At 73.2% G+C, this 26,056-nt stretch carries 25 protein-coding genes and 1 pseudogene; 10 read left to right on the forward strand and 16 right to left on the reverse strand.

Annotated features, from left to right (window positions below; translation table 11 throughout):
• Positions 1-122, reverse strand: a pseudogene (locus tag ACZ7MY_RS42550) (DUF3311 domain-containing protein); the annotation flags it as partial.
• 133 nt (positions 123-255) lie between these two features.
• A complete protein-coding gene (locus ACZ7MY_RS42555) occupies positions 256-1,035 on the reverse strand; it encodes a GntR family transcriptional regulator (RefSeq protein WP_499611699.1) in 780 nt (259 codons plus the stop codon).
• A gap of 225 nt (positions 1,036-1,260) precedes the next feature.
• On the opposite strand from ACZ7MY_RS42555, the gene ACZ7MY_RS42560 reads away from it, so the two are divergent.
• The 6 genes from ACZ7MY_RS42560 (at position 1,261) to ACZ7MY_RS42585 (ending at position 8,979) form a co-directional block, all read left to right on the forward strand.
• A complete protein-coding gene (locus ACZ7MY_RS42560; RefSeq protein WP_499611643.1) occupies positions 1,261-2,538 on the forward strand; it encodes an extracellular solute-binding protein in 1,278 nt (425 codons plus the stop codon).
• A 98-nt stretch (positions 2,539-2,636) separates the two neighbouring features.
• Entirely contained in the window at positions 2,637-3,602 is a 966-nt protein-coding gene (locus tag ACZ7MY_RS42565) for a carbohydrate ABC transporter permease (RefSeq protein ID WP_499611645.1), read from the forward strand.
• Between the two features lie 5 nt (positions 3,603-3,607).
• Positions 3,608-4,495 carry a carbohydrate ABC transporter permease gene (locus ACZ7MY_RS42570; RefSeq protein WP_499611647.1) on the forward strand — a complete coding sequence of 296 codons (888 nt, stop codon included), beginning with the start codon at positions 3,608-3,610 and terminating at the stop codon, positions 4,493-4,495.
• Entirely contained in the window at positions 4,492-6,015 is a 1,524-nt protein-coding gene (locus ACZ7MY_RS42575; protein WP_499611648.1) for a glycoside hydrolase family 3 protein, read from the forward strand. The genes ACZ7MY_RS42570 and ACZ7MY_RS42575 overlap by 4 nt, the downstream gene beginning before the upstream one ends.
• Positions 6,016-6,062: 47 nt before the next feature.
• Positions 6,063-7,133: an SIS domain-containing protein gene (locus ACZ7MY_RS42580; RefSeq protein ID WP_499611650.1), complete on the forward strand. Its 1,071-nt coding sequence runs from the start codon at positions 6,063-6,065 to the stop codon at positions 7,131-7,133.
• 397 nt (positions 7,134-7,530) lie between these two features.
• Positions 7,531-8,979 carry a sensor histidine kinase gene (locus tag ACZ7MY_RS42585; protein ID WP_499611652.1) on the forward strand — a complete coding sequence of 483 codons (1,449 nt, stop codon included), beginning with the start codon at positions 7,531-7,533 and terminating at the stop codon, positions 8,977-8,979.
• A gap of 131 nt (positions 8,980-9,110) precedes the next feature.
• Here the strand turns inward: ACZ7MY_RS42585 and ACZ7MY_RS42590 are convergent, their stop codons facing one another.
• Positions 9,111-9,368, reverse strand: a complete 258-nt coding sequence (locus ACZ7MY_RS42590; RefSeq protein WP_018563321.1) for a WhiB family transcriptional regulator — start codon at positions 9,366-9,368, stop codon at positions 9,111-9,113.
• Between the two features lie 316 nt (positions 9,369-9,684).
• Positions 9,685-10,653, reverse strand: a complete 969-nt coding sequence (locus ACZ7MY_RS42595; RefSeq protein WP_499611653.1) for a diacylglycerol/lipid kinase family protein — start codon at positions 10,651-10,653, stop codon at positions 9,685-9,687.
• Positions 10,654-10,727: 74 nt separating this feature from the next.
• On the opposite strand from ACZ7MY_RS42595, the gene ACZ7MY_RS42600 reads away from it, so the two are divergent.
• Positions 10,728-11,153, forward strand: a complete 426-nt coding sequence (locus ACZ7MY_RS42600; RefSeq protein WP_499611655.1) for a hypothetical protein — start codon at positions 10,728-10,730, stop codon at positions 11,151-11,153.
• 42 nt (positions 11,154-11,195) lie between these two features.
• Here the strand turns inward: ACZ7MY_RS42600 and ACZ7MY_RS42605 are convergent, their stop codons facing one another.
• From ACZ7MY_RS42605 to ACZ7MY_RS42645, 9 genes are all read right to left on the reverse strand, one after another.
• Complete coding sequence (locus ACZ7MY_RS42605) at positions 11,196-12,179, reverse strand: RNA polymerase sigma factor SigF (protein ID WP_499611658.1); 984 nt, start codon at positions 12,177-12,179, stop codon at positions 11,196-11,198.
• A 13-nt stretch (positions 12,180-12,192) separates the two neighbouring features.
• Positions 12,193-12,606: an ATP-binding protein gene (locus tag ACZ7MY_RS42610; RefSeq protein ID WP_319138557.1), complete on the reverse strand. Its 414-nt coding sequence runs from the start codon at positions 12,604-12,606 to the stop codon at positions 12,193-12,195.
• 204 nt (positions 12,607-12,810) lie between these two features.
• Positions 12,811-13,320: a GNAT family N-acetyltransferase gene (locus ACZ7MY_RS42615; RefSeq protein ID WP_499611660.1), complete on the reverse strand. Its 510-nt coding sequence runs from the start codon at positions 13,318-13,320 to the stop codon at positions 12,811-12,813.
• Between the two features lie 10 nt (positions 13,321-13,330).
• On the reverse strand, positions 13,331-14,221 hold the full coding sequence (locus tag ACZ7MY_RS42620) for a 1-aminocyclopropane-1-carboxylate deaminase/D-cysteine desulfhydrase (RefSeq protein ID WP_499611663.1): 891 nt from the start codon (positions 14,219-14,221) through the stop codon (positions 13,331-13,333).
• Between the two features lie 16 nt (positions 14,222-14,237).
• Positions 14,238-15,755, reverse strand: a complete 1,518-nt coding sequence (locus ACZ7MY_RS42625; protein ID WP_499611665.1) for a hypothetical protein — start codon at positions 15,753-15,755, stop codon at positions 14,238-14,240.
• Between the two features lie 524 nt (positions 15,756-16,279).
• Positions 16,280-17,341, reverse strand: a complete 1,062-nt coding sequence (locus tag ACZ7MY_RS42630; RefSeq protein ID WP_499611667.1) for an NAD(P)H-dependent flavin oxidoreductase — start codon at positions 17,339-17,341, stop codon at positions 16,280-16,282.
• Positions 17,341-18,072 carry a CoA-transferase subunit beta gene (locus ACZ7MY_RS42635; RefSeq protein ID WP_499611669.1) on the reverse strand — a complete coding sequence of 244 codons (732 nt, stop codon included), beginning with the start codon at positions 18,070-18,072 and terminating at the stop codon, positions 17,341-17,343. Before ACZ7MY_RS42635 ends, ACZ7MY_RS42630 begins: the two co-directional genes overlap by 1 nt.
• The gene (locus tag ACZ7MY_RS42640) at positions 18,069-18,899 is read right to left on the reverse strand and encodes a CoA transferase subunit A (RefSeq protein ID WP_499611670.1); all 831 of its coding nucleotides are present in this window, start codon (positions 18,897-18,899) and stop codon (positions 18,069-18,071) included. Before ACZ7MY_RS42640 ends, ACZ7MY_RS42635 begins: the two co-directional genes overlap by 4 nt.
• Positions 18,896-19,687 (reverse strand): enoyl-CoA hydratase family protein, encoded by a 792-nt coding sequence (locus ACZ7MY_RS42645; RefSeq protein ID WP_499611672.1) that lies wholly within the window; start codon positions 19,685-19,687, stop codon positions 18,896-18,898. Before ACZ7MY_RS42645 ends, ACZ7MY_RS42640 begins: the two co-directional genes overlap by 4 nt.
• Before the next feature lie 54 nt (positions 19,688-19,741).
• Here ACZ7MY_RS42645 and ACZ7MY_RS42650 point away from each other — a divergent pair, with 54 nt between their 5' ends.
• The gene (locus ACZ7MY_RS42650) at positions 19,742-20,524 is read left to right on the forward strand and encodes an SDR family oxidoreductase (protein WP_499611674.1); all 783 of its coding nucleotides are present in this window, start codon (positions 19,742-19,744) and stop codon (positions 20,522-20,524) included.
• A complete protein-coding gene (locus ACZ7MY_RS42655; RefSeq protein ID WP_499611676.1) occupies positions 20,521-21,465 on the forward strand; it encodes an SDR family oxidoreductase in 945 nt (314 codons plus the stop codon). The genes ACZ7MY_RS42650 and ACZ7MY_RS42655 overlap by 4 nt, the downstream gene beginning before the upstream one ends.
• 493 nt (positions 21,466-21,958) lie before the next feature.
• Here the strand turns inward: ACZ7MY_RS42655 and ACZ7MY_RS42660 are convergent, their stop codons facing one another.
• The 3 genes from ACZ7MY_RS42660 to ACZ7MY_RS42670 are packed head-to-tail and all read right to left on the reverse strand — an operon-like array spanning position 21,959 to position 24,615.
• The gene (locus tag ACZ7MY_RS42660; RefSeq protein ID WP_499611679.1) at positions 21,959-23,116 is read right to left on the reverse strand and encodes an acetyl-CoA C-acetyltransferase; all 1,158 of its coding nucleotides are present in this window, start codon (positions 23,114-23,116) and stop codon (positions 21,959-21,961) included.
• A 49-nt stretch (positions 23,117-23,165) separates the two neighbouring features.
• On the reverse strand, positions 23,166-23,813 hold the full coding sequence (locus ACZ7MY_RS42665; protein ID WP_499611682.1) for a TetR/AcrR family transcriptional regulator: 648 nt from the start codon (positions 23,811-23,813) through the stop codon (positions 23,166-23,168).
• A gap of 16 nt (positions 23,814-23,829) precedes the next feature.
• Positions 23,830-24,615, reverse strand: coding sequence for an SDR family oxidoreductase (locus ACZ7MY_RS42670; RefSeq protein ID WP_499611685.1), 786 nt, complete (start codon positions 24,613-24,615; stop codon positions 23,830-23,832).
• Positions 24,616-24,662: 47 nt separating this feature from the next.
• Here ACZ7MY_RS42670 and ACZ7MY_RS42675 point away from each other — a divergent pair, with 47 nt between their 5' ends.
• Complete coding sequence (locus ACZ7MY_RS42675; RefSeq protein WP_499611687.1) at positions 24,663-25,814, forward strand: acyl-CoA dehydrogenase family protein; 1,152 nt, start codon at positions 24,663-24,665, stop codon at positions 25,812-25,814.
• The last annotated feature ends 242 nt before the right edge of the window (positions 25,815-26,056 follow it).

Consider the following 26,056-nt stretch of genomic DNA (forward strand, 5'->3'; position numbering starts at 1 on the left):
AGCTTCGCGTACGAGCCGACCCAGAGCATGGCGACGAAGGGGATGACGAGGCAGACACCGGCGATCACACGGGTGGTGGTGACCACCGGTGGCCGGCCGGAGGTTCCGGATGGTTCGGACATTGCTACGGCTCCGTCCTGATCTCTTACTCCTGTGTAATGCGCAGGCAATCTAGAGTCAGGACGGGATGCACGTCACTACCCACCCGCATTGCGGTATGGAAACGATCTACACGGCCCGGGAACGGCACCGGTGTCACGGTCGTTGCAGGCGCGCCACGAACTTGTAGCGGTCGCCGCGGTAGACCGAGCGCACCCACTCCACGGGCTCGCCGCCGGTGTCGATCGAGTGCCGGGACAGCAGCAGCATCGGCAGGCCGACGTCCGTGCCCAGCAGGCCCGCCTCGCGCGGGGTGGCGAGTGAGGTCTCGATGGTCTCCTCCGCCTCGGCGAGCCGGACGTCGTAGACCTCGGCGAGCGCGGTGTACAGCGAGGTGTACTTCGCCAGGCTGCGGCGCAGCGCGGGAAAGCGCTTGGCCGACAGGTGGGTGGTCTCGATGGCCATCGGCTCGCCGTTCGCCAGGCGCAGGCGCTCGATGCGCAGCACGCGGCCGCCGGCCTTCATGTCCAGCAGTTCGGCCAGCCGGTCGTCGGCGGTGATGTAGCCGATGTCGAGCAGCTGGGAGGTCGGTTCCAGGCCCTGGGCGCGCATGTCCTCGGTGTACGAGGTGAGTTGGAGCGCCTGGGAGACCTTGGGCTTGGCGACGAAGGTGCCCTTGCCCTGGATGCGCTCCAGCCGGCCCTCGACCACCAGTTCCTGCAGCGCCTGCCGCACGGTGGTGCGCGAGGTGTCGAACTCGGCGGCCAGGGTGCGCTCGGGAGGCACCGGGGAACCGGGGGGCATCGTCCGGGTCAGTTCGAGCAGATGGCGCTTCAGGCCGTAGTACTTGGGCACCCGCGCGGTCCGTCCGGCCGCGGTCCCGGCCGCCTCCGCGGTCTCCGTCACCGCCGTGCCGGCCTCGCCGTCGGTCTCCATCGCCTCTGCTCCCGAGTGCTGTCGTGCTGCCGTCACCGGCTCCTCCGTCATTCGCGGCTCACATGGTGGCACGGCCAGGGCTCATATCGCGTTACGAGCCCAGATGTCGGTCCGGTAACGGACGCGTCCGGTGCTCTTATACACCCTTGACACCCCTAAAGGTCTAGGCCAAGCTTCGGTCACTGGTCTACACCACTTGGTACTCACTGCCCTGGGGAGGGTGTTGTGAAGCGCAAGCTGATCGCGGCGATCGGTGTCGCCGTCATGGTCGCCGGCGTTGCGGCCTGCGGTTCGGACGACAAGGGCTCCGACAAGGCCTCGGCGCCGAAGGAGATCACCGTCTGGCTGACGGTCGACGCACAGAAGAACTGGCCCGAGTTGGTCAAGCAGGCGGACGACGCCTTCACGGCCAAGCACAAGGGCGTCAAGATCCACCACGAGTACTACGAGTGGACCGCCAAGAACCAGAAGCTCGACGCCGTCCTCGCCACCAAGAAGGTGCCGGACGTCGTGGAGATGGGCAACACCGAGACCCTCGGCTACCTGGTCAAGGGTGCCTTCGCGCCCATCGACAAGAGCAAGTTCGAGAACTCCGGCGACTGGCTGGACGCCCTCGAGGGCTCGGTGACGTACAACGGCAAGACCTACGGCGTGCCTTACTACGCCGGTGCCCGCGTCGGCACCTGGCGCAAGGACGTCGCCCAGGCGGCCGGCGTCACCAAGGCCCCGACCACCTGGGCCGAGCTGACGGACGCGCTCGACAAGATCCAGAAGAAGAACGGCGACAAGTTCTCCGCCTGGTACCAGCCCAGCCGCGACTGGTATACCGCGCTGGCCTTCGTCAAGGACGCCGGCGGCGACGTCGCCAAGGAGGACGGCGGCAAGTGGACCGCCACCCTCTCCGACCCGAAGTCCATCGAGGGCCTGAAGACCTGGAAGGGCGTCCTCGACACGTACTTCCACGGCGACAAGAACAAGGACGAGTCCGACCGCTACATCGTCTACGGCCAGGGCAAGTCCGCGCTCATCTACGGCGCGAGCTGGGAGGGCGGCGCCGCCGCCGACCCGAAGACCGACAAGACCGGCAAGCTGAAGGACAACCTGGAGACCTTCGCGCTGCCCGGCCCGAACGGCGAGCTGCTGCCGAACTTCATCGGCGGCTCCGACCTGGTCATCCCGGTCAAGTCCGCCGCGCAGGACCTCGCCGCCGACTGGATCAACGGCTTCACCGACAGCGCGGCCCAGAAGGTCCTGATCTCCAAGGGCAACCTGCCCAACGCCAAGTCGCTGCTCGCCCCGCTGAAGGACGACCCGGCGACGGCCGCCTCCGCCCGGGCCAACGAGAACACCTGGTTCGTCCCCACCGCCCCGGGCTGGCTGCAGGTCGAGAAGAAGCAGATCCTGCAGAACATGCTGAACGACATCGCGGTCGGCAAGGCCTCGATCGAGGACGCGGCCAAGTCCGCGGACGAGCAGATCAACGCGGTGATCAACGCCGGCTGACCGGCACACGGGCAACACAGTGATCGACGCCGGCCGGCCGCCCCAGGGCGGCCGGCCCCGGCGCGACGCCAGGGACTGGAGTACCCGAGGAGCACATGATGAGTGCCGTTGACACACCGCTGGACGAGGTGCCGCGCCCGCGGCCGGCGGGACCGGACCGGAAGCCGCGCCGCTTCGGCGGAGCCGCGCTCCCGTGGACCCTGCTCGCGCCGACCATCGGCGTCCTGCTGCTGGTCCTCGGCTATCCGCTGGTGCGGCTGGTCACCCTCTCCTTCAAGCAGTACGGCCAGGCCGAGTTGTGGCAGGGACTGCCCGGCGACTGGCAGGGATTCGCCAACTACACCCACGTCCTGGGGGACTCGGTCTTCTGGGGCGTCGTCCTGCGCACGCTGCTCTTCACCCTCGTGGCGGTGCTGCTCACGCTCGTCGTCGGCATGGGCGTGGCGCTGCTGATGCAGCGGGTCTCGCCCTGGGTCAAGGCGCTGATCAACATCGTGCTGGTGGCGAGCTGGGCGATGCCCGTGGTCGTCGCCATCACCATCTTCAAGTGGATGTTCGACAGCGACTACGGCGTCCTCAACTGGCTGCTCAGCCGGCTGCCGGGGGCCGACTTCAGCGGCCACAACTGGTTCACCGACACCAAGCAGGGCTTCCTCGTCATCGCCCTCATGGTGGTGTGGGGCGCCATCCCGTTCGTCGCGATCACCCTGCACGCCGGCCTCACCCAGGTGCCGAGGGAACTGGAGGAGGCCGCCCGCATGGACGGCGCCGGACCGGTCAAGGTCTTCCGGCACGTCACCCTGCCGGTGCTCAAGCCGATCATCGTCATGCTGACGACGCTGTCGGTCATCTGGGACATGGGCGTCTTCCCCCAGGTCTTCCTGATGCGCGACGGACACCCCGAGCCCGCGTACCAGGTGCTTACCACCTACTCCTACGACCAGGCCTTCGTCGCCAACGACTACGACGCGGGCGCGGCCATCGCCGTCGTCACGGTGCTGCTCCTGCTCGGGGTGATGGCCGTCTACATGCGCCAGATGCTCAAGATCGGAGAGGTGGAGTGACGACCATGCTCGACACGGCTCCCGCCGAGAGGGCGCCGGCCGCCGCTCCGGCGACGCGCACCGCCCGGCGGCCCCGGCGCAAGGGGCGGACGGTCTACAACCTGCTCGGCCTGCTGGTCGTGGTGGTCTCCGGCTTCCCGGTCTACTGGATGCTCAACACGGCGTTCAAGCCCGCCAAGGACGCCATCGACCCCGACCCCAAGTTCTTCCCCACCAGCCTGTCCTTCCAGAACTTCGCCGACGCCCTGGACGTCGGCGACTTCTGGGGCTCGGTCGGCCGCAGCCTGATCGTCTCCGGCTCCACGGTCGGCCTCGGCCTGGTGATCGGGCTGCTGGCGGCGCTGGCCATCTCGCGCTTCGTCTTCCGCGGCCGCAAGGCCGTGATCGTCGCGATCCTCGCCGTGCAGATGGTGCCGCTGGTCGCGATGATCATCCCGGTCTTCCTGCTGCTCAACCAGATCGACCAGATCGACAAGCTCACCGGGCTCATCGTCACCTACCTGACGTTCGTGCTCCCCTTCACGGTGTGGACGCTGCGCGGATTCATCGTCAACATCCCCAAGGAGCTGGAGGAGTCGGCGATGGTCGACGGCTGCACCCGGATGGGCGCCTTCTTCCGGATCATCCTGCCGCTGCTCGCCCCGGGGCTCGTCGCCACCTCCATCTACGCGCTGATCCAGGCCTGGAACGAGTACCTGTACGCGATGCTCATCATGAGCCAGGAGCACCAGACGGCCACGGTGTGGCTCGGCAACTTCGTCACCTCGCGGGGCACGGACTACGCGCCGATGATGGCCGGTTCGACCATGATGGGCGTGCCCGTGGTGGTCTTCTTCCTGATCGTGCAGCGCAAGGTCGCCGCCGGACTGACCGCCGGTGCGGTGAAGGGATGACCGAGACCTTGAGCCAGATCCACGACGGCGCCGCGGACACCGAGGCCCTCGTCCGCGACGCCCTCACCGTGCTGCAGCCGGGCTTCCACGGCACCACCGCGCCAGAGTGGCTGCTGCGCAGGCTCGCCGAGGGACTGGGTTCCGTCGCCCTGTTCGCCCGCAACATCGAGTCGCCCGGGCAACTGGCCGCGCTCACCGCGCAACTGCGCGCCGTACGGCCCGACGTCCTGATCGCGGCCGACGAGGAGGGCGGCGACGTGACCCGGCTGGAGGCCCGCAGCGGCTCCTCCTTCCCCGGCAACCTCGCCCTCGGCGCCGTCGACGACACCGCCCTGACCCGGGACGTCGCCGCCGAACTCGGCCGCCGGCTGGCCGAGTGCGGGGTCAACCTCAACTGGGCGCCCTCCGCGGACGTCAACTCCGACCCCCGCAACCCGGTCATCGGCGTGCGCTCCTTCGGCTCCGATCCGCTGCTGGTCGCCCGGCACACCGCGGCGTACGTCGAGGGACTGCAGTCCGCCGGGGTCGCCGCGTGCACCAAGCACTTCCCGGGCCACGGCGACACCTCCGTCGACTCCCACCACGCCCTTCCGCGGGTGGACGTGAGCCCGGAGACCCTGCGCGCCCGCGAACTCGCCCCGTTCCGGGCCGCCCTGGCCGCCGGCAGCAAGGCCGTGATGAGCGCGCACATCCTGGTGCCCGCCCTCGACCCGGAGCGCCCCGCCACCCTCAGCCCCGCCGCGCTCACCGGACTGCTCCGCGACGAACTGGGCTACGACGGCCTGATCGTCACCGACGGCATCGAGATGCGCGCCATAGCCGACGCCTACGGCATCGAGCGCGGCACCGTCCTGGCGCTCGCCGCCGGCGCCGACGCCATCTGCGTGGGCGGCGGCCTCGCCGAGGAGGAGACGGTGGTCGCCCTGCGCGACGCCATCGTCGCCGCCGTGCGCGACGGCGACCTGCCCCGGGCGCGGCTCGCCGACGCCGCCGGACGGGTGCGGAGCCTGGCGGCCTGGGCCGCCGAGCACTCCGCGGCGCGGGCGACCGCGGCCCCGGACCCCGGGATCGGCCTGGTCGCGGCCCGCCGCGCGCTGCGCGTCACCCGCACCGACGGCTACCTGCCGGTCGCCGAGGCGCCCTACGTCGCCGCCTTCACCCCGGTCGCCAACATCGCCGTCGGTGACGAGACCCCGTGGGGTGTCGCCGCCGAACTCGACCGGATCTTCCCGGGCACGGTGACCGGGAGCTTTCGCGAAGGTGACGCCTCGGCCGCACACGTGCTGAGGTCGGCGGGGGCTCGTAGGATCGTCGCAGTGGTGCGTGACGTGCACCGTCACCCGTGGATGGCCGAGGCGCTGGGCTCGCTGCTCGCCGCCCGTCCGGACACGGTGGTGGTGGAGATGGGCGTTCCGCAGGCGGCACCGTCAGGCGCGCTGCACATCGCGACCCACGGCGCCGCCCGCGTGTGCGGGCGGGCGGCCGCGGAGGTCATCGCGGGCAAGGAGGCCGGCGACTGAGGTCCGCCGCGGCCCCACCCCTTCCGCACCACCTGGAGGCCCAGAGAATGTCCGCCCCGACGCCGACCGGACAGCAGCCGATGCCGGGCCGGATCATGTCCGGCGAGATGGCCGAGCAGCCCGCCGTGCTGCGCCGCATCCTCGAGGAGGGCGCCCCGCGGATCCGGCGGATCGCCGAGGAGATCGCCGCGCGCGGACCGCGTTTTGTCCTGCTCACCGCGCGCGGCACCTCCGACAACGCGGCCCTGTACGCGAAGTACCTGGTGGAGGTGGTCCTGGGCAAGCCCGCCGGGCTGACCTCCATGTCCACCACCACCGCGTACGGCGCCCGCCCCGACCTGACGGACTGCCTGGTCGTCACGGTCAGCCAGTCCGGCGGTTCGCCGGACCTGGTGGCCTCCACCCGGGCCGCGCGCGAGGCCGGTGCGATCACCCTGGCGGTCACCAACAACGCCGACTCCCCGCTGGCCGAGGTCTCCGAGTTCCACATCGACGTCCTGGCCGGCCCCGAGAAGGCGCTGCCGGCGACCAAGACGTACACGGCCGAGCTGCTCGCGCTCTACCTGTTCGTGGAGGGGCTGCGGGACGGCGACGGCAGCGCCGCCAAGGTCCTGCCGGAGCTCGCGGAGCAGATCCTGGCCCGCCAGGACGAGGTCAGGGCGCTCGCCGCGCGCTACCGCTTCGCCGAACGCCTGGTGCTCACCTCGCGCGGCTACGGCTACCCGACCGCGAAGGAGGCCGCGCTGAAGCTGATGGAGACCAGCTACATCCCGGCCCTGTCCTTCTCCGGCGCCGACCTGCTGCACGGGCCGCTGGCCATGGTCGACAACGTCTCCCCGGTCATCGCGATCGTCACGGAGGGCAAGGGCGGCGAGGCGCTCCGGCCGGTCCTGGACCGGCTCCGCGGCCGAGGGGCCGACCTGGTGGTGATCGGCAACCAGGCGTCGGTCGACGCGGCCTCGGCAGGCTTCGTCCTGCCGACCGAGGGCGTCGCCGAGGAGGTGCAGCCGATCCTGGAGATCCTCCCGCTGCAGATGCTCGCCTACGAGGTCACCATGGCCCGCGGCCAGGACCCGGACGCGCCGCGCGCCCTGGCGAAGGTGACGGAGACGCGCTGAACGCGCCGAGAGCCGCTAGGACCCGCCCACCGGGCGGGCGGCGAGCCGGGAAGTGCCCTGACGTCACTTCGGGCCGCGGCGCCGGGACGGGACCCTCAGCCCGCCCAGCACCGCAGCCCGGAGCTGCCGTCGGCCCGTGGCGCGCGGGATGTGCGGTTCCCGCGGCCCGTGAGGACCGACCGTGAGGCCTGGCGCAGTCAGGGCAGAGAGCGCCCCGGCCTCGCTCCACCCTTCTGTGCGGGAAGGGTGGAAGTCGTGTTGTGCGTCAATTCTGGACTAGACCACTAATGCCTGTCCATAAGTCGGCGCAGTCAGATCATAGGTCGTCGAGGGCCTTTGTGAAGACCGGATGGCGGCCCCTGCCATGAGCGCGGGTACGCTCATTTGCGTGCCCTCCATGAACGATCTCGTACGCCAGCACACGGACCTCGACGATTCCGATCTCGAGTGGCTCCATCTGCTGGTGTCGGAGTGGCAACTGCTCTCCGACCTCTCCTTCGCGGACCTCGTGCTGTGGGTGCCGACCAGTGACGGGACCCGTTACGTTTCGGTCGCCCAGATGCGGCCGAACACCGGCCCGACGTCGTACCAGGACGACATGGTCGGCCACTTGGTGCCGCGCGGCCGCCGCCCGATGCTGGACGCCGCGCTCGACGAGGGCCGGATCGTCCGGGAGGGTGACCCGGAGTGGCGCGAGGAGGTCCCGGTCCGGGTCGAGTCCATCCCGGTGCGCCGGGCCGGCCGGGTCCTCGGGGTGATCGCCCGCAACACCAACCTGCTCACCGTACGGACCCCCAGCCGCCTGGAGCTCACCTACCTGCAGAGCGCCTCCGACCTGGCGCAGATGATCGCGGCGGGCAGCTTCCCTTTCCCCTCCGAGCAGGTCGACATGGACGCCTCACCGCGCGTCGGCGACGGCCTGATCCGGCTCGACGCCGAGGGAGTCGTCCAGTACGCCAGCCCCAACGCGCTCTCCGCCTACCACCGGCTCGGCCTGGCCGCCGACCTCGTCGGCCACCACCTGGGCTCGGTCTCCGCCGAACTCGCGCCCTCCCGGAGCAAGAGCCACGAGGCCCTGGTGACCGTCGCCGGCGGCAAGGCGCCGCGGGAGACCGAGATCGAGGGCAACGGCGGCGTCATCCAGCTGCGGGCGATCCCGCTGAGCCCCAAGGGCACGCACAACGGTTCCCTGGTGCTGCTGCGGGACGTGACCGAGCTGCGCCGCCGGGAGCGCGAGCTGATCACCAAGGACGCCACCATCCGGGAGATCCACCACCGGGTGAAGAACAACCTGCAGACGGTCGCTGCCCTGTTGCGGCTGCAGGCCCGCCGGATGGACTCCGACAAGGGCCGCGAGGCGCTGGAGGAGGCCGTCCGCCGGGTCGGCTCGATCGCGATCGTGCACGAGACGCTGTCCCAGAACCTCGACGAGTGCGTGGAGTTCGACGAGATCGCCGACCGCGTGCTCGCGATGGTCGCGGAGATCTCCCCGGGCCGGGTCACCACGCGCCGCAGCGGACGGTTCGGGATCCTGACGGCCGAGGTGGCCACGCCGCTGTCGATGGTCCTCACCGAACTGCTGCAGAACGCCCTGGAGCACGGCTTCGGGCCGGGCGAGCAGGGCACCGTCGAGGTGGCCGCCGAGCGGCGCGGGCAGAAACTGGGGATCGCGGTGCGGGACGACGGGCGGGGCCTGCCCGCCGAGTTCGACCCGCAGAGGGCCGGCAACCTGGGGCTGCAGATCGTACGGACCCTGGTGGTGGGGGAGTTGGGCGGCACCTTCGACATGGTCCCGGCCGAGGAGCGCGGTACGAAGGTCGTCCTGGAACTGCCGCTGGAGGGCTGACGGCGGCCCGCCGACCGGGCCCCGGGAACGCCGAAGCCCCGGCCGCTCGGGGAGCGGCCGGGGCTCTTCGCGTCGCGATGCTGCGCGGTTCGGAGGTGCTGCGCGCTGCGGCTCGGGGGTAAGCGAGTGCGTCAGGCGCTGGCGTTGCGGGCGCGGTTGCGGGCGGCGCGGCGCTTCATTGCGCGACGCTCGTCCTCGCTGAGGCCACCCCACACGCCGGCGTCCTGGCCGGTCTCCAGCGCCCACTGCAGGCACTGCTCCATCACGGGGCAGCGGCGGCAGACGGCCTTGGCTTCCTCGATCTGCAGCAGCGCAGGACCGGTGTTGCCGATGGGGAAGAAGAGCTCGGGGTCTTCCTCGCGGCAAACGGCGTTGTGACGCCAGTCCATGGCTGCTCCATCTCCTTGTGTTGCATGCAAGTTGCTTGTGAATGTGAACGCTTTCACGAATCCGCCAACACGACACGGGACATCGCCCAGTCTCCTGGTGCGGTCCCGCTGGGAAGTGGTGAGGATTCGGCTACCGAGGACGCCCGATGAGCGGCTGTCCCGATCGCCAGGAAGAGCCTCGCAAACCTGGGCTGCGGATACAACCCCTTCCAGAAAGTTTTTTTTGATTCCTCGGTGTCGGCTCCGTCACAGCCGTACTTCCATGGGGTGCAGGGCAGTCTAAACGTTCGAGTGAAAGGACTTTATGTCCTTCTGCTTACACAATCACACGCAGTGCACGGCGTACGCCTGTGAAGGTTGCGCTCATTCGCAGTCCCAGGTGGTCTCCGTCCACCTGGAACGGCAGTGGCGCCTGCGAATGCAAGGTGAAGTCCGTCAGATCGTGCAGCGAGGTCGCGTGCTTGCCCTCGGGCCCGCGCTCGGGCGTCGAACGCAGCAGCTGGGTGGCGTAGCGGGCGACCGCCGCGGTGGACAACCGGGACAGTCCGAGCACGTCGAGGGCGGTGTCGAAGGAGGCGCGCGGCGACGCGTAGATCGGCCGGTTGCCCAGGTAGGTCCACGGCGCGGTGTTGCAGACGAGGGTCAGCACCAGGTCGGTCACCGGGTCCTCGCCGGGCCGCTCCAGGGTGATCGCGCCGGCGCGCCGGTTGGGGTCGGCGAGGAACTGGCGCACGACCTGGCGTATGTAGAGCGCGTGCGTCGAGCGCTTGCCGTGCTCGCGCTGCTGTTCCACCCGTCCCACCACGCCCGCGTCGAAGCCCAGCCCGGCGCAGAAGGTGAACCAGCGCGCCGGCACGCCCTCGTCCTCCGTGCCCGGGGTGCCGCTCACCAGGCCCAGGCCGACCGTGCGGGAGCTGCGTTCGCGCAGGGCGTCCAGCAGCGCGCCGGTGGCCTCCACGGCGTCGTTGGGCAGCCCCAGGGCGCGCGCGAACACGTTCGTGGAGCCGCCGGGGACCACCGCGAGCTTCGGCAGCCCGTCCGGGTCGGGGCCGTTGTGGAGCAGGCCGTTGACCACCTCGTTGACCGTGCCGTCCCCGCCCAGGGCGACGACCAGCTCGATCTCGCCGCCCTCCGCGGCCTGGCGCGCGAGGTCCCGGGCGTGACCCCGGTACTCGGTCGCCGCGACCTCCAGCTTCAGGTCGCTGGCGAGCGCGTGCGCGAGGACGTCACGCGTCCGGGCGCTGGTGGTGGTGGCGGCTGGATTGACCACGAGAAGGGCGCGCATGCCCGCCAGGGTACCTACCGGGCGGTACCGGGCCGCACCCCTGGTGGTCCGGATACGGCGGCTACCCTGCTGGGGTGAGTGGCAACGAGAAGCCCGCGACGCAGCCGGGCCGCACCCCCCGCCTCGCGGCGGCGGCCGCGGTAGCGGCACTGGAAGGCGCCGCCCTGGCGGCCTGGGGGATCGCGATGCTGGTCGTGGGGATCCTCGGCGACCCCGACAGCCCGCGCCAGGCGGAGGCCGGGGGTGTGACCGTCCTCGCCCTGGCGGCGATGCCGCTCGCGGCCGCCTACGGCCTGTGGCACGCGCGCCGCTGGAGCCGCGGCCCGGCGCTGATCATCCAGCTCGTCGCCCTCCCCGTCGCCTGGACGATGGTGCAGGCGGGCGGCGCGATGATCGCGGCGGGCGCCGCACTGGGAGCGGCCGCCGTCGCCGAGCTGGTGCTCCTCGTCCATCCGGCGGCCACCGACGCCCTCGGGATCGGGCGCACGGCCGAGCAGTGAACCGCGGCGCCCTCGGGCGCCGCCGTCACCTCCGTCCGGCCGTCACTCCTCGACCAGGAGCTTGTCGCGCAGCTGGGCCAGCGTGCGGGCCAGCAGCCGGGAGACGTGCATCTGGGAGATGCCGACCTCCTGGGCGATCTGCGACTGGGTCATGTTCCCGAAGAAGCGCAGCAGCAGGATCTTCTTCTCGCGCGGCGGCAGCTGCTCCAGCAGCGGCTTGAGCGACTCCCGGTACTCCACGCCCTCCAGCGCGTCGTCCTCCGCGCCGAGGGTGTCGGCGACGGCCGGCGACTCGTCGTCGGTGTCGGGCACGTCCAGGGAGAGCGTGCTGTACGCGTTGGCGGATTCGAGGCCCTCCAGGACCTCCTCCTCCGTGATCTTCAGGTGCTCGGCCAGCTCGTGCACCGTCGGCGCCCGCCCGTGCTGCTGCGAGAGCTCGCCGGTCGCCGTCGTCAGGGCGAGCCGCAGCTCCTGCAGACGGCGCGGGACGCGCACCGCCCACCCCTTGTCGCGGAAGTGCCGCTTGATCTCGCCGACGACGGTCGGGGTGGCGTAGGTGGAGAACTCCACCCCGCGCTCCACGTCGAAGCGGTCCACGGACTTGATCAGCCCGATCGTGGCCACCTGCGTCAGGTCGTCGAGCGGCTCGCCCCGGTTGCGGAACCGCCGGGCGAGGTGCTCGACCAGCGGCAGGTGCATGCGGACCAGCCGGTTGCGCAGCTCGGCGCGCTCCGGGGAACCCGGCGGGAGCTTGCTGAGCTCCACGAAGAGCGCCCGGGCACCGGCCCTGTCGTGGGACTCGTGGCGCCCGTGCGGCTCCTGCTCCTGCTCGTGGTCCTGCTCCTGCTGCTCCTGCGCCATGCGATCCGCCCGATCCGCCTGATCCGTCTGCCCGGCCGCGTCACTGCTCCCGAGGCCGGCCACGGGCCCGGTGCCGGGATGCGGCCGCGCCTCGTGGGGCCGGGCCGCAGGGGCGGGTACGGGGCGGCCCCGCACCTCCGGGGTGCTGCCTTCCAGATCGTTCACGGCGATTCCCCCGTTACAGCTGTCCCGGTCCGGCACCGCGCTTCTTGTGCAGGGCGATGCTCACGGTCTTGTCGTCGGCCACGCTGGAGTCCACCTCGCCGGCCAGTGCGGACAGCACCGTCCAGGCGAAGGTGTCACGCTCCGGGGCGCGGCCGTCGGTCGTGGGCGCCGACACGGTCACCCACAGGGCGTCCCCGACCAGGCGGAAGACGCAGCTCAGCACGGACCCCGGGACGGCCTGCTGGAGCAGGATGGCGCACGCCTCGTCCACGGCGATGCGCAGGTCTTCGATCTCGTCGAGGGTGAAGTCCAAGCGGGCCGCGAGTCCTGCCGTCGCCGTACGCAGCACCGACAGGTAGGCCCCCGCCGCGGGCAGCCGGACCTCGACGAAGTCCTTCGACCCGGGCTCGCCTGCGATCTGGGACACCCTCACCTCCAAGGTGGCACACGCACTGCCCTCATCGGCATTGCACTGATCTGGTTCGGTTCGCCAGCGACGCTATCGCGATCCGTACCCCGGTGTCGCCCGGACGGAGCACGGCCGCCGCCGTGACGGGCCCTGGCCCGGCACCCCACGGCTGTCACCCATAGTAGGCGCACGAGCACGCAACGTCGCTAGTGGTCTGCGGTCTCAATTCGAAAGAGATGTCGCTTTGTTGACACGGGCCTGCTCAGCGAGGTCGCGAAGGGGTTCGCCGGTCAGTCGTTGTACCGTCCATTCGTCCTGGGGACGGGCGCCCATCGCGCGGTAGAAGGCGAGGGACGGCTCGTTCCAGTCCAGCACGGACCATTCGAAGCGCTCGTAGCCCCGCTCGACGCATATGGCGGCGAGACCGGCGAGCAGCGCCTTGCCGTGGCCGCCGCCGCGCGCATGGGGGCGCACGTACAGGTCCTCCAGGTAGACGCCGTGGGTCCCGGTCCAGGTGGAGAAGTTCCGGAACCACAGCGCGAAGCCCACGGGCGCGCCCAGGGTGTCGTCCTCCGCCATGAGCGCGAAGACGGCCGGATCCGGGCCGAAGAGCGCGTCGTGGAGTTGTTGCGTGGTGGCCCGCGCGCTGTCCGGTTCCCGCTCGTACTCCGCGAGTTCGCGGATCATCGCGTGGATCTCCGGGACGTCGCCAGGGGTCGCGGCTCGGATCATGCCAGCAAGGCTAACCGGTCGGCCGCCCTGTCACGACGGCCGCGACCGTCGTGCCCGGCGCGAAGGCACCCTCCTGCGCCAGCGAGTACAGGCCGTGGAGCATCTTCGCGACGTAGACGAGGTCCGGGACGAAGCCGTGCCGCGCGCCGAAGTCCTCCGCGAACGCCCGCAGCTCGGGCGAGACACGGGCGTAGCCGCCGTGGTGGAAGCGGTCGTCCAGCAGCCAGCTGCCGCGCGGGCCGCCGAAGGCCGCCTCCTGGAGCCGGCGTATCTCCCCGGCCAGGAATCCGCCGCCCTTGAGCACCGGGAACCCGATGGCCCGCTGTCCCGGGCCCAGCCCGGCCGCCAGGCCCGCCAGGGTGCCGCCCGTCCCGCAGGCCACGCCCACGACGTCCGCCAGGCCGCGCAGCTCATCACCGAGCGCGGCGCAGCCGCGTGCGGCCGGCACGTTGCTGCCGCCCTCGGGGACGACGTAGGCGGGGCCCAGACGCTCCAGGAGGGCCGCCAGGACCTCCGGTTCCTCCTTGCGGCGGTAGGTGGCCCGGTCGACGAAGTGCAGCCGCATCCCGTCGGCGGCGGCCCGCGCCAGGGAGGGGTTCAGCGGGCGGCCGGCCAGTTCGTCGCCGCGGACGACACCCGTGGTCCCGATGCCCAGCAGCCGGCCCGCGGCCGCGGTGGCGCGCAGGTGGTTGGAGTAGGCGCCGCCGAAGGTGAGCAGCCGGCCGTGGCCGCCGTCGAGGGCGGCCCGCAGGTTCAGGTGGAGCTTGCGCCACTTGTTGCCGGGCAGGTCGGGGTGGATCAGGTCGTCCCGCTTGAGGAGGATGCGCACGCCACGTCCGGTCAGCCGCTCGTCGCCGTGCAGCTCGACCAGCGGGGAGGGCAGGCGGACGTCCGGGATCACCCGCCCATTGTGGCCGTCACCTGGGGGAGAGGTGCACCCGGTAGCCCGGGTGGTAGCTCAGGTTCGGCAGCGGCCGGGAGGGCCAGTCCCGCGCGTACGCCGGCGGCTGCCCGCCCCGGGGGGTCAGGACGGCGACGGGCTGCGTGCGGGCCAGCCGCAGGATGCCTGCCGCGGTCATGTTCTCGTTGTTCCCCGCGGTCTGGCCGGAGGCGCAACGGGCCTGGTAGCCGACGGGCGTCGCCATCGGCCCGGTGACCAGGCACGGCGGGCGCACCCCGAGCCGGTTCAGTTCCGCGGCCATGCGCGCGTAGTCGCCGTTGCCGATGGTCGAGCTGCGCACCGCGCGGTGCAGCACGATCTGCTGGGTGACGAGCTGCGCGAGCACGACCGCGACCACGGTCCCGGTGACGGCCGGCCGCAGCGCCGGCCGTACTCGCGCGGGGAGCAGGAGGAGGCACTGGGCCGCTGGCAGGGCGAGCAGGGCGTAGGCCGGGAGCAGGAAACGCGGCGCGGCGTAGTCGATGAGCACCAGATAGGGCAGCGCCAGGGACAGGCCGCACGCGGCCGGCAGGAACCGCGCACCGGGCGCCTGCCCCTCACGTCGTGCCGCGAGGGCGACGCCGGCCGCCACCAGGACGGGCAGGACGAACCACCACACGGCGTCACCCTTGTGCTGCCAGACGGCGTCGCAGGGGCGGCACAGCGTGTGGGAGGCGTCCAGGGTGCTCAGCTGGTCGGCGAAGGCAAGGTGCCAGCCGAGACCGCCCTCGATCTCGTTCGCGCGGTCCATCCGGGCCAAGACGCCGCCGTAGGCGGTGAACGCCTCGACGACCCACTGGGCGCCGCCCAGCAGCCCACCGGCGGCGATCACCGCGAGCAGCGTCAGGCGGCGCCGGCCGCGCAGGAAGAGCGCGGCGACGCACAACGGCAGGGCCAGCCAGACGGCGTCATGCGGACGCAGCAGGGTGAGGGCGGCGAACGCCGCGCCCAGGCCGGCGAGCGCGCCCCGGCCGGCGCGGCCCGGCGCCGCCGCGCGCAGGTAGCAGCCCACCGCGATCAGGGCCACCAGTGCGACCCAGAGGTTGGGCATCGCCTGGGGGCCGTACAGCAGCGTCACCCACAGTCCGCTAAAGAGCAGCCCGGCCAGTGCCACCACCCGGGTGCCCAGCAGTGGCTTCCAGAGCCACAGGGCCAGGAAGAGGGCCGCGCCCGACAGGACCGCCAGGTAGACGCGGAGCGCGAGGGTCGAGGCCGTCAGCAGCGCCACCGGCGCCACGAGGGCCGGCACGCCCCGGGAGCGGGGCGCGCTGAAGAAGGCCGAGGGGATGTCCGCGGAGACCTGGCTGACGTAGACCGACTCGTCCCAGCCGAGGCCCATGCCGGGCGCGACGACCAGGAGGAGCTGGACCACGGTGAAGAGCGCCGCCAGACAGGCGAGCAGAAGGACCCCGGAGTGCGGGCGGCTGCGCGGCGGTGCGGCGTGGCGCGCGCGGTGCCGGGCATCCGGTGACGTCAGCTCATGCGTCGTCGCCATAGTGCGTCATGGCAACAGCCGTGACCGACGTGATCAAGGCGGCGCGCCGCTCCCCGGGGGCGGCTCGACCGGTGGGGTGACCGCCGGTAGGTCCGTTCGCCCGCGTGAGGTCCCGGGCGGGTGACGTGGGCCGGCGGCGCCGCTCCCCGGGCGCGTTCGGGGTGGTCCGGTCGGGCGTGACGGGCCTTGTGGGCGCCGGCGGGGTCGAGGGGCGTGCGCCTGGCGGGTCGAGCAGCCGGCCGGGACGACGGTGCGGCCGGTTCGCGACCGAGGCCGTGTGCCGGTCGTGGCGGGGCCTTGGGGTGCGCGGGGTATGTCGCCGGGCCATGGCGTCGTTCCGCCGCCGCTGGTCTTCCCGGCGTCGGGACGATGGCGCGGCCGGGAGGCGTGGGTAGCTGGACGACGTCGTCCACCCCCCTCGCCGAGACGACGGCTGCCGGGCGTGTGGGGGCGTGGTCCCGGGTCGCCGGGCCACCTGTGCCGCGCGGGGGCGGGGCGGGCGCGAGAGGGGCCGCCAGGGGTGCTCAGGCGGGTGCGGCGAGCCCGGCCAGCCGGGCGAGGGTCTGCTCGGCGTCTGCCATGACGCGTGCGACGAGCTCCGCGCAGGAAGGGAGATCGTCGATCACGCCCGCGACCTGCCCGGCGGCCATCACCCCCAGGTCCGGGCGGCCGTCGACCATGGCGGACTTCAGCATCATCGGCGTGCTCGCGGCGAGCAGCGTCTGACCCCAGCTCAGCTTCCTGCCGTGCCGCATTGCCAGGCCGTCGCGCACCATGGCGCGCGGGCCCAGCCCCGAGAGGCGGCGGAAGGCCGCCGCGTGCCGCAGCGCGCGCAGCAGGGCGGCCGCCCTGCCCGAGCGCTCCAGGGCGGCCACCAGCTCGGTGCGGAGCATGCGGTGCGGCAGCCCGTCGACGCGGTCGGTGACGACGACGTCCCGCACCGAGGCGGCCAGGTAGCGGGCCTTGACCGCGTCGGGTACCGGGCTGTCGGAGGTGAGCAGGAAGCGGGTGCCCATGCCGACGCCCGCCGCGCCGTACGCCAGCGCGGCGGCCAGGCCCCGGCCGTCGAAGAAGCCGCCAGCCGCGATCACGGGAATGCCGACGGCGTCCACCACCTGGGGCAGCAGCACGGTGGTGGCGACGTCCCCCGTGTGGCCGCCGCCCTCGCCGCCCTGCACCATCACGGCGTCCGCGCCCCAGGCGGCGACCTTCTCGGCATGCCGCCGCGCCCCGACCGAGGGGACGACCACGACTCCCGCGTCCTTGAGACGGCCGATGAGCTCGCGGGACGGGGCCAGCGCGAAGGAGGCGACACGGACGCCCTCCTCGACGATGACGCGCACCCGTTCCGCCGCGTCGCCCGCGTCCGCCCGCAGGTTGACCCCGAACGGCGCCCCCTGGGTGCGTTCGCGCACCTCACGTACGGCCTGGCGCAGCCGCTGCGGGCTCATGGTGGCCGAGGCGAGGATGCCGAGCGCGCCGGCGTTCGCCGTGGCCGACACCAGGCGGGGGCCGGCGACCCAGCCCATGCCGGTCTGCACCAGGGGGTGGCGGACCCCGGTGAGCCGGGTCAGCGCGGTGTCCATCAGGCCCGCACCTCCCGTTCCCGCAGCCCTCCGGGGTCGAGGACGCTACGGATCAGCCGCAGCTCCTCGGCCGCGGGCTCGCGGGTGCGCGGCGGGTCCGCGGGGACCGGCAGCGGGAAGCCGGTGGCCTCCCGTAGGACCGCCGGGCGGACCCCGGGGTGCAGGGAGCGGACGCGCATCGTGCGGTCGGCGGTCTCGAAGTCGAAGACGCCCAGGTCGCTGACGACCCGGCGGACGTCGTGGAACCGGGTGGCGGACGGGCCGGCGGCGGCCGCCCTGTCGTGGCCGACTCCGCACACCATGTCGACGCGTCCGACGAAGACCCGGGGCGAGTGCCGCGGCACCCAGTAGCTGGTGGGGTTGTTGAGCGTGTTCACGGGCGCGCCCCGCACCCCCAGCAGTTGCCGGGCGGGGCGGCGCCAGTCGCCGATGCACGAGATGTTCTGGTTGCCGTACCGGTCGAGCTGGCTCGCGCCCATCATGACGTGCCGCCGGCCGCCGGTGACCAGCGCCAGGTGCTGCCGGTAGGGCAGCCAGCCCTCCACCTCGCCCGCCGCGTCCAGGAGGAGGGCCTCACCGTCGGTGAGCAGCAGATCCGGTGCGAAGGTCAGCCGGGCCAGGCGCGCGCCCAGGGAGGGGATCAGGCCCATGGGGGCGGCCAGGATCTCGCCGTCGCCACGCCACGCCTCGGCGCAGGCGACGACGGCGTATTCGGCGCGGGTGGGGTTCACGGCCGCTCCTTCGCCGCGCCTCGCACCAAATGTTCGGCGAAGGCCGCCCAGGCGTCGGGATCGGCGGCGGCCCGGGCGTACTCCCGCTGGAACTCCTCGTCGCGGTCGTAGTCCGGGACGCAGGAGGTGAAGTGGGCGCCGTGCCGAGCCTCGACGACCCCGGTGACGAACTGCCGCTTGACCAGGAGCGACTGCGGACCGGCCGCCGTGAGGAGGTCGGCGGTGTCGACGACGCGTTCGCACGACACATATGCGGCGTCCGCGGCCTCGCAGAACAGGTCGTCGAAGTACGGGTCCGGGCCCAGGCACTGGCCGTTGCCGCGGGCGTCGGCGCGGTTGAGGTGCACCAGGGCGGCGTCCAGGTGCAGCGCGGGGACGGCCACCAGTTCCTCCCCGTCGTCGTACGGCGAGGTGACCGTCCGCAGCCAGGGGTTGACCCGCATCACGTCGGAGCCGAGCCCGGCGCGCACCGGCAGGAAGGGCAGCCGCTGCGCGGCCGCGGTCAGGCCCCACATCATCATGGCCTCGTCCAGCTCGGTGAGTTCGAGGGCGCCGCCTTCGCGGGCGGCGCGGAAGTGCGGTTCGAGGGGGATCGAATCCAGCGTGACGAAGGCGGTGACCAGCCTGCGGATCCGCCCCGCCGCCGCCAGCAGTCCGACGTCCGGGCCCCCGAAGGACACGACGGTCAGATCGGTGACGCCGGACCGCAGCACGGCCTTCACCAGGGCCATGGGCTTGCGGCGGGAGCCCCAGCCGCCGATGCCGACGGTCATCCCGGAGCGGAGCCCGGCGGCCGCCTCGTCCGCGGTCATGGTCTTGTCGCTCATGGCCGTCCCCCCGATCCGGGACCCGAGCCGGAACCCGAACCGGGACCGGTACGGGACACGAAGGCCTCGCGGTGCCGGTCCGCGACGCCGATGAGGTTGGCCTCGAAGGTGAAGCCCTGCTCGAAGCGGTAGCTGCGGCGGACGTCGACGGGGTCGATGCCGTTGATGGCGGCCTTGGCGAGGCGGAGCAACTCGCCGTCCTTGGCGGCGATCTCGCGGGCCAGGCCCAGGGCCGCGGCGTCGAGCTCCCCGCGGGGCACGACCCGCCAGACCGAGCCGTGGCGGTGGAGTTCGTCGGCGGTGACGGTGCGGGAGGTGAAGTAGAGCGTGCGCATGAGGTGCTGGGGGACCAGGCGCGCCAGGTGCGTGGCCGCGCCCAAGGCGCCGCGGTCGAGTTCGGGCAGCCCGAAGGTGGCGTCCTGCGCGGCGACGACGGCGTCCGCGTTGCCGACCAGGCCGATGCCGCCGCCCAGACAGTGGCCGTGGACGGCCGCGACGACGGGCACCTCGCACTCGTAGACGGCCGCGAAGGCCTCGTGGCAGCCGCGGTTGGCGCCGACGAGGGCGGCGTGGCCCGCGGTGCGCTGCATCTCCTTGAGGTCGACGCCCGCGTTGAAGCCGCGTCCCTCGGCGCGCAGGACGACGCAGCGGACGTCCGGGTCGCGGCCGGCCGCGCGCAGGGAGGCGGCCAGTTCGTACCAGCCGCTCACGGGAAGAGCGTTGACCGGCGGGTGGTCGACGGTGACGGCGGCGACGCCGGGTTCGGGGTGCGAGGTGGAGACAGTCATCCGCGGATCAGCTACCTTTCCACCAAACGTTTGTTAGGGGAAAGGTACTCCGGCGTGAGCATGACTGTCGATCTGTCGGACCGGGTCGCCGTCGTGACCGGCGGCACGCGGGGGGTCGGCGCCGGCATCGCCCGGGCGTTCGCGGAGGCCGGCGCCCGCGTCGTGGTCTGCGCCCGCCGTCCGCCGCCCCGCGAGTCCGCGCACGGGGCCGACTTCCGCGCGGTGGACCTGCGTGACCCCGCCGCCGCGGCCGAGGTCCTCGGCGCCGTGGGGGAGGCGTACGGCCGCATCGACGTCCTCGTCAACAACGCGGGCGGGACGCCGTACCGGATGCTCGGCGAGGCGGCCGCCGAACGGCACGCGCGGGTCGTCGAGCTCAACCTGCTCGCGCCGCTCAACGCCTCCCTCGCCGTCCTCCCGGTGATGGCCGGTCAGCCCGGTGGCGGTGCGGTCGTGATGATCGGCAGCGTCAGCGGCGGGCGCCCCTCGCCGGGCACGGCGGCCTACGGCGCCGCCAAGGCGGGGCTGGAGAGCCTGGCCCGCTCCATGGCCGTCGAATGGGCCCCGCTGATCCGCGTCAACACCCTGGTGCTCGGCATGGTCCGCACGGAGTCGGCGCACCTGCACTACGGCGACGATGACGGCGTCGCCGCGGTCGGGCGCACGGTGCCGCTCGGCCGGCTCGCCGAGCCGGCGGAGGTGGGGGACGCGTGCGTCTTCCTCGCCTCCGACCGCGCCCGCTACATCAGCGGCGCCAGCCTGCACCTGCACGGCGGAGGGGAGGCCCCGGCGTTCCTCGCCGCGGCCCGGGACGGAGACGGAAGGGGAACGGGATGACGGTGGAGGACGGCGTCACCACGGGTGTCTGCGCCGGGCGCGTGGTCGCCGTCACCGGTGCGGGGCGCGGGCTGGGCCGGGCGCACGCGCTCGCGTTCGCCGCCGAGGGCGCCCGGGTCGTGGTCAACGACCTCGGCGCCGGGCCGGACGGCGCCGGGAGTTCGGCCGTGCCCGCCCACGAGGTCGCCGCGCAGATCCGCGCCCGGGGCGGCGAGGCCGTCGTCCACGACGGCGACATCGCCACCGCGCGGGGTGCGGCGTCCCTCGTCGCCGCCGCCCTGGAGGCCTTCGGCAGGCTGGACACGCTCGTCAACAACGCGGGATTCCTGCGTGACCGGATGCTCGTCAACCTGGACGCGGACGACTGGGACGCCGTCCTGCGGGTCCACCTCACCGGCCACTTCCTGCCGCTCAGGCACGCGGCGGCGCACTGGCGGGCCGAGGCCCGCGCGGGCCGCACCCCTGACGCGCGGATCGTCAACACCACCTCCGGCGCCGGGTTGCTGGGCAGCGTCGGGCAGGGCAACTACGCGGCGGCCAAGGCCGGCGTCGTCGGCCTGACCCTGGTGGCCGCCGCAGAACTGGCGCGGTACGGGGTGCGGGTGAACGCCGTCGCCCCGGCGGCCCGGACCCGGATGACCGAGGCGGTCTTCGCCGACACCATGACGGCGCCCGGGGGCGGGGCCTTCGACGCCATGGCGCCGGACAACGTCTCACCGCTCGTCGTCTGGCTCGGCTCGGCCGCCTCCGCCGCGGTCACCGGACGGGTCTTCGAGGCCGAGGGCGGCCGCATCACGGTCATGGAGGGCTGGCGTCCGGGGCCCACCGCCGACCGGGGGGCCCGCTGGACGCCCGCGGAGGCGGGGGAGGCCGCCGTGAAGCTGCTCGCGGCGGCGGAGCCCCCCGGGCGCGTGTACGGGGCGCGGGCGGACGGTCACTGACGGCCTGTCGGCGACACGGGTGCCCGGGGCCGGGAGGCGGTCCCGGGCAGGTGCGCCACTGCGCCGGTGCGGCGGCCGTGGTGCACCGGGCCGTGCGCGGGGACTGTCGTACCGGGGCGACCCGGGCGGCCTCTGACCCGTATCGCCAACGGTGGCGACGTCGGCCTGGCCGCCGGTGAGGCGTCGCCTGGCCCGCCCGTAGCGGCCGGCGCGATGGAACCGACGTGGTTGTCGGCCTCCCAGGGCCGGGCGGGCCCCCGGCGCCGTGGCCGAGCGGGACCGTCGGGGGCGCGCCCTCCGTTTCCCGGTCTCCGACCGCGGTTCCACGGCGGCACCCGGGGAAAGGCAGGCGAGCCCACCGCAGGAAGCGCGGCGGGTCGATGCCGTGAGCGTCGAGGCGCACCAAACCGAGGGCCGGGCGCACCCCGGCGCCGTACCGGTCATACGCCGTCGAGGGCGCCGGCCCCGGTGACACGGAGGTGCCGGCGCGCCCTCAGAGGCGTTCGATGATGGTGACGTTGGCCTGGCCGCCGCCCTCGCACATCGTCTGGAGGCCGAAGCGGCCTCCGGTGCGCTCCAGTTCGTGCAGGAGGGTGGTCATGAGCTTCACACCGGTGGCGCCGAGCGGATGGCCCAGCGCTATGGCGCCGCCGTTGACGTTGACCCGGGCGGGGTCGGCGCCGGTCTCCTTGAGCCAGGCCAGGACGACGGGGGCGAAGGCCTCGTTGATCTCGACCAGGTCGATGTCGTCGATGGTCATCCCGGTCTTCTTCAGCGCGTGCGCGGTCGCCGGAATGGGCGCGGACAGCATGCGGATGGGGTCCTCGCCGCGCACCGACAGGTGGTGGACCCGGGCCCGCGGGGTGAGCCCGTGCTCGCGGACCGCGCGCCCGGAGGCGACGAGCATCGCGGCGGCCCCGTCGGAGACCTGGGAGGCGAGGGCCGCGGTCAGCCGGCCGCCCTCCACCAGCGGGGCGAGGCCGGCCATCTTCTCCAGGGTGGTGTCCCGGCGCGGCCCCTCGTCGGCCGTGACCCCGGCGTACGGGACGAGCTCGCGGTCGAAGCGGCCCCCGTCGGCGGCGGCGATCGCGCGCCGGTGGGAGCCCAGCGCGAACTCCTCCATGGCCTCACGGGTGATGCCCCACTTGGCGGCGATGAGCTCCGCGCCGTGGAACTGGCTCACCGGGGTGCTCCCGTAGCGGGCGCGCCAGCCCTCGGAGCCGGAGAACGGGCCCCCGGTCATGCCGAGCGGTTCGACGGCACGGTGGTTGGCGTAGCCGATGGGGATGGCCGACATGTTCTGGACGCCGCCCGCCACGACGAGGTCCTGGGTGCCGGACAGCACGCCCTGGGCGGCGAAGTGGACGGCCTGCTGGGAGGAGCCGCACTGGCGGTCGACGGTGACCCCGGGGACCTCCTCGGGCAGTCCGGCCGCCAGCCAGCTGGTGCGGGCGATGTCGCCCGCCTGCGGGCCGACCTGGTCGAGGCAGCCGAAGACGACGTCCTCGACCGCGGCCGGGTCCACCCCGGAACGTTCCAGCAGCGCCTTCAGCACATGGGCGCCGAGGTCGGCGGGGTGGACCGCGGACAGCCCGCCGCCGCGCCGGCCGACCGGCGTGCGGACCGCTTCGACGATGTAGGCCTCGGCCATGACTGCTCCTTGATGGGGACCGGGTGCCGGACCGGTGGCGGCGGCGCCGTCACTCCCGGACGGTGACGCCGTCCAGCACCATGGACAGGTACTGCCGGGCGATCTCCTCGGGGCTGTGCTGCCCGCCCGGCCGGTACCAGGACGCCGCGACCCACACGGTGTCGCGGATGAAGCGGTACGCCAGCCTCAGGTCGAGGTCGGCGCGGAACACCCCGGCGGCGGCGCCGCGTTCCAGCGTCCCGAGCCAGAGCCGCTCGAACCGCCGCTGGGAATCGGCGAGGTAGCCGAAGCGCGGCTCCGACGACGCCAGGTGCCGGGCCTCCCGCTGGTAGATCGCGACCGCGTCCAGGTGCCGGTCGATCTCCCGGAAGGACTCGGTGACCAGGGCCTCGACGGTCTCCCGTGGACCGAGCCCGGCCGCGAGGACGCCCTCGTAACCGGCCCACAGCTCGTCCAGGAAGCCCGAGAGGATCTCGTCAAGCATCGACTCCTTGGAGTCGAAGTGGTAGTAGAGGCTGCCCGCGAGCATCCCCGCCTCGTCCGCGATGCGCCGGACGGTGGTGGCGTCGTAGCCCTGCGCGGCGAACACGCGGGCGGCGATGGCGAGGAGTTCCGCGCGGCGCCCGTCGGGGGCGGCAGCGCCGCCCGCAGGGGTCTTGGCGGTCCTGGGCGTGGTCTTCGGCGTCGTCTTCGGCACGGGGATCATTCTCGCTTCACGCGTGCTGGCTGCTCACCGGGACGACCTCCCCGGTCATGTACGAGGAGTAGCCGGAGGCGAGGAAGACGATCACGTTGGCGACCTCCCAGGGTTCCGCGGGGCGGCCGAAGGCCTCGCGAGCGGTCAGTTCCTCCAGCAGGCCGGGGCCGGTCACCTTCACCAGGTGCGGGTGCATGGCGAGGCTGGGGGAGACGGCGTTGACCCGCACCCCGTACGCCGCCGCCTCCACCGCCGCGCAGCGGGTGAGCGCCATGACGCCTGCCTTGGCCGCGGCGTAGTGCGCCTGCCCGGCCTGGGCGCGCCAGCCGGCGACGGAGGCGTTGTTGACGATGACGCCACCGGCCCCGGAGGCCTTCATCCGGCGCAGGGTGGCGCGGGTGCAGCGGAAGGTGCCGTTCAAGGTGACGTCCAGGACCTTCCCCCACTGGGCGTCGGTCATCTCGGTCAGTTCGGCGGTGCCGCCGAGGCCGGCGTTGTTGACGACGACGTCCAGCTGGCCGTGCCGCCGTTCCGCGAGGTCGAGCAGGGCCGCGACCTGGGCTTCGTCCGTGACGTCGCAAGGGAGCCCGGCGACCCGTTCCGGCCCGAACTCGTCCGCCAGCGCGGCCGTGCACTCCGCCAGTCGCCCGGCGTGGGCGTCGCCCACCACCACCCGGGCGCCCTCCTCCAGGAGGCGCCGGGCCGTCGCGCCGCCGATGCCGGCGCCCGCCGCGGCGGTGACGACCGCGGTGCGGTCCGCCAGCAGAGCGTGGCCCGGCAGGTACGGGGGTGGTGGAGTCACACCACCGACGTTAATCTACCAAACACTTGTTAGGGAAGGGGGAGCGGGTGGACCTCGACGTCACCCCGGAGGAACGGTCCTTCCGGTGCCAGGCCCGGGACTGGCTCGCCGCGCACGTCCCCGCCGTCCCGCTGCCCTCCCTGGAGACGGCCGAGGGTTTCGCCGCCCATCGCGCCTGGGAGCGGCGGCTGGCCGCCGGCCGCTGGTCGGTCGTCGCCTGGCCCGCCGCCTACGGGGGGCGTGACGCGACGCTCGCGCAGTGGCTGCTCTTCGAGGAGGAGTACCACGCCGCCGGGGCGCCCGGCCGGGTCGGCCAGAACGGCGTCAGCCTGCTCGGGCCCACGCTCCTGGAACACGGCACCCAGGAGCAGCGCGACCGCGTCCTGCCGTCCATGGCGCGCGGCGAGGTGATCTGGGCGCAGGCCTGGTCCGAGCCGGAGGCGGGCTCCGACCTGGCGTCGCTGCGCTCCACCGCCACCCGCACCGACGGCGGCTGGCTGCTGCGCGGTCAGAAGACCTGGTCCTCCCGTGCCGCCTTCGCCGACCGCGCCTTCGGGCTGTTCCGCAGCCACCCCGAGGCGCCGCGGCCGCACCAGGGGCTGACCTACCTGATGTTCGGGCTCGACGCGCCCGGGGTGACCGTGCGGCCGATCGCCCGCCTCGACGGGAAGCCGGCGTTCGCCGAACTCTTCCTGGACGACGTCTTCGTGCCGGACGCCGATGTCATCGGCGCCCCCGGCGACGGCTGGCGGGTCGCCAGGAGCACGGCGGCCGACGAGCGCGGCCTCACCCTGCGCAGCCCCGGCCGCTTCACGGCGTCCGCACGCCGCCTCGCCGCCCTGTGGCACGCGCGCGGCGAGGACGCGGACCCGGCCGCCGCCGACCGCGTCGCGGACGCCCTGATCGGCGCCCGCGCGTACCAGCTGGCCGCCTACGCGGGCGCCGCCCGCGCCGCAGAGGGCGCCGCCCCGGAGGCCGGGGCGGCCAGCCTCACCAAGGTGTTCTGGTCCGAACTGGACATCGCCCTCCACGAGACCGCCCTGGACCTGCTCGGCCCCCTCGGGGAGGCCGCCGGCGGCCCCTGGGCCGAGGGCTGGGTCTTCGCCCTGGCCGGGCCGGTGTACGCGGGTACGAACGAGATCCAGCGCGACATCATCGCCGAGCGGTTGCTCGGGTTGCCGAAGGGACGCCGCCGATGAGGGCCCTGCCGGGTGCGGGTGCGGGTGCGGGTGCGGGTGGCGGTTGTGGCGGGGCGGCCCGGGCGCGCGGGGCCGGGGCCGCGGGGGCGGTGTGTGCCGGTAGCGGTGTGGGTGGAGTGTGGTCGGTGAGGGGAGGGCGTCCGTGAGGTTGCTGCCGTCTGCCGAGGGGGCGGACTTCGTCCGGGCCCTGGGCCGCATGTCGGCGGTCCGGGCCGGGGCCGTGGCGGAGGCGTGTGGCGGTA

It is taken from the genome of Streptomyces sp. NPDC111520 (assembly GCF_055635295.1).

Excerpts from the sequence above, each read along its gene's own strand:
- ACZ7MY_RS42555 (WP_499611699.1), bottom strand. The coding sequence starts at position 1,035 with ATGGAGACCGACGGCGAGGCCGGCACGGCGGTGACGGAGACCGCGGAG.
- ACZ7MY_RS42565 (WP_499611645.1), top strand. The coding sequence starts at position 2,637 with ATGAGTGCCGTTGACACACCGCTGGACGAGGTGCCGCGCCCGCGGCCG.
- ACZ7MY_RS42570 (WP_499611647.1), top strand. The coding sequence starts at position 3,608 with ATGCTCGACACGGCTCCCGCCGAGAGGGCGCCGGCCGCCGCTCCGGCG.
- ACZ7MY_RS42575 (WP_499611648.1), top strand. The coding sequence starts at position 4,492 with ATGACCGAGACCTTGAGCCAGATCCACGACGGCGCCGCGGACACCGAG.
- ACZ7MY_RS42580 (WP_499611650.1), top strand. The coding sequence starts at position 6,063 with ATGTCCGCCCCGACGCCGACCGGACAGCAGCCGATGCCGGGCCGGATC.
- ACZ7MY_RS42585 (WP_499611652.1), top strand. The coding sequence starts at position 7,531 with ATGAACGATCTCGTACGCCAGCACACGGACCTCGACGATTCCGATCTC.
- ACZ7MY_RS42590 (WP_018563321.1), bottom strand. The coding sequence starts at position 9,368 with ATGGACTGGCGTCACAACGCCGTTTGCCGCGAGGAAGACCCCGAGCTC.
- ACZ7MY_RS42595 (WP_499611653.1), bottom strand. The coding sequence starts at position 10,653 with ATGCGCGCCCTTCTCGTGGTCAATCCAGCCGCCACCACCACCAGCGCC.
- ACZ7MY_RS42615 (WP_499611660.1), bottom strand. The coding sequence starts at position 13,320 with ATGATCCGAGCCGCGACCCCTGGCGACGTCCCGGAGATCCACGCGATG.
- ACZ7MY_RS42625 (WP_499611665.1), bottom strand. The coding sequence starts at position 15,755 with ATGGCGACGACGCATGAGCTGACGTCACCGGATGCCCGGCACCGCGCG.
- ACZ7MY_RS42630 (WP_499611667.1), bottom strand. The coding sequence starts at position 17,341 with ATGGACACCGCGCTGACCCGGCTCACCGGGGTCCGCCACCCCCTGGTG.
- ACZ7MY_RS42640 (WP_499611670.1), bottom strand. The coding sequence starts at position 18,899 with ATGAGCGACAAGACCATGACCGCGGACGAGGCGGCCGCCGGGCTCCGC.
- ACZ7MY_RS42645 (WP_499611672.1), bottom strand. The coding sequence starts at position 19,687 with ATGACTGTCTCCACCTCGCACCCCGAACCCGGCGTCGCCGCCGTCACC.
- ACZ7MY_RS42655 (WP_499611676.1), top strand. The coding sequence starts at position 20,521 with ATGACGGTGGAGGACGGCGTCACCACGGGTGTCTGCGCCGGGCGCGTG.
- ACZ7MY_RS42660 (WP_499611679.1), bottom strand. The coding sequence starts at position 23,116 with ATGGCCGAGGCCTACATCGTCGAAGCGGTCCGCACGCCGGTCGGCCGG.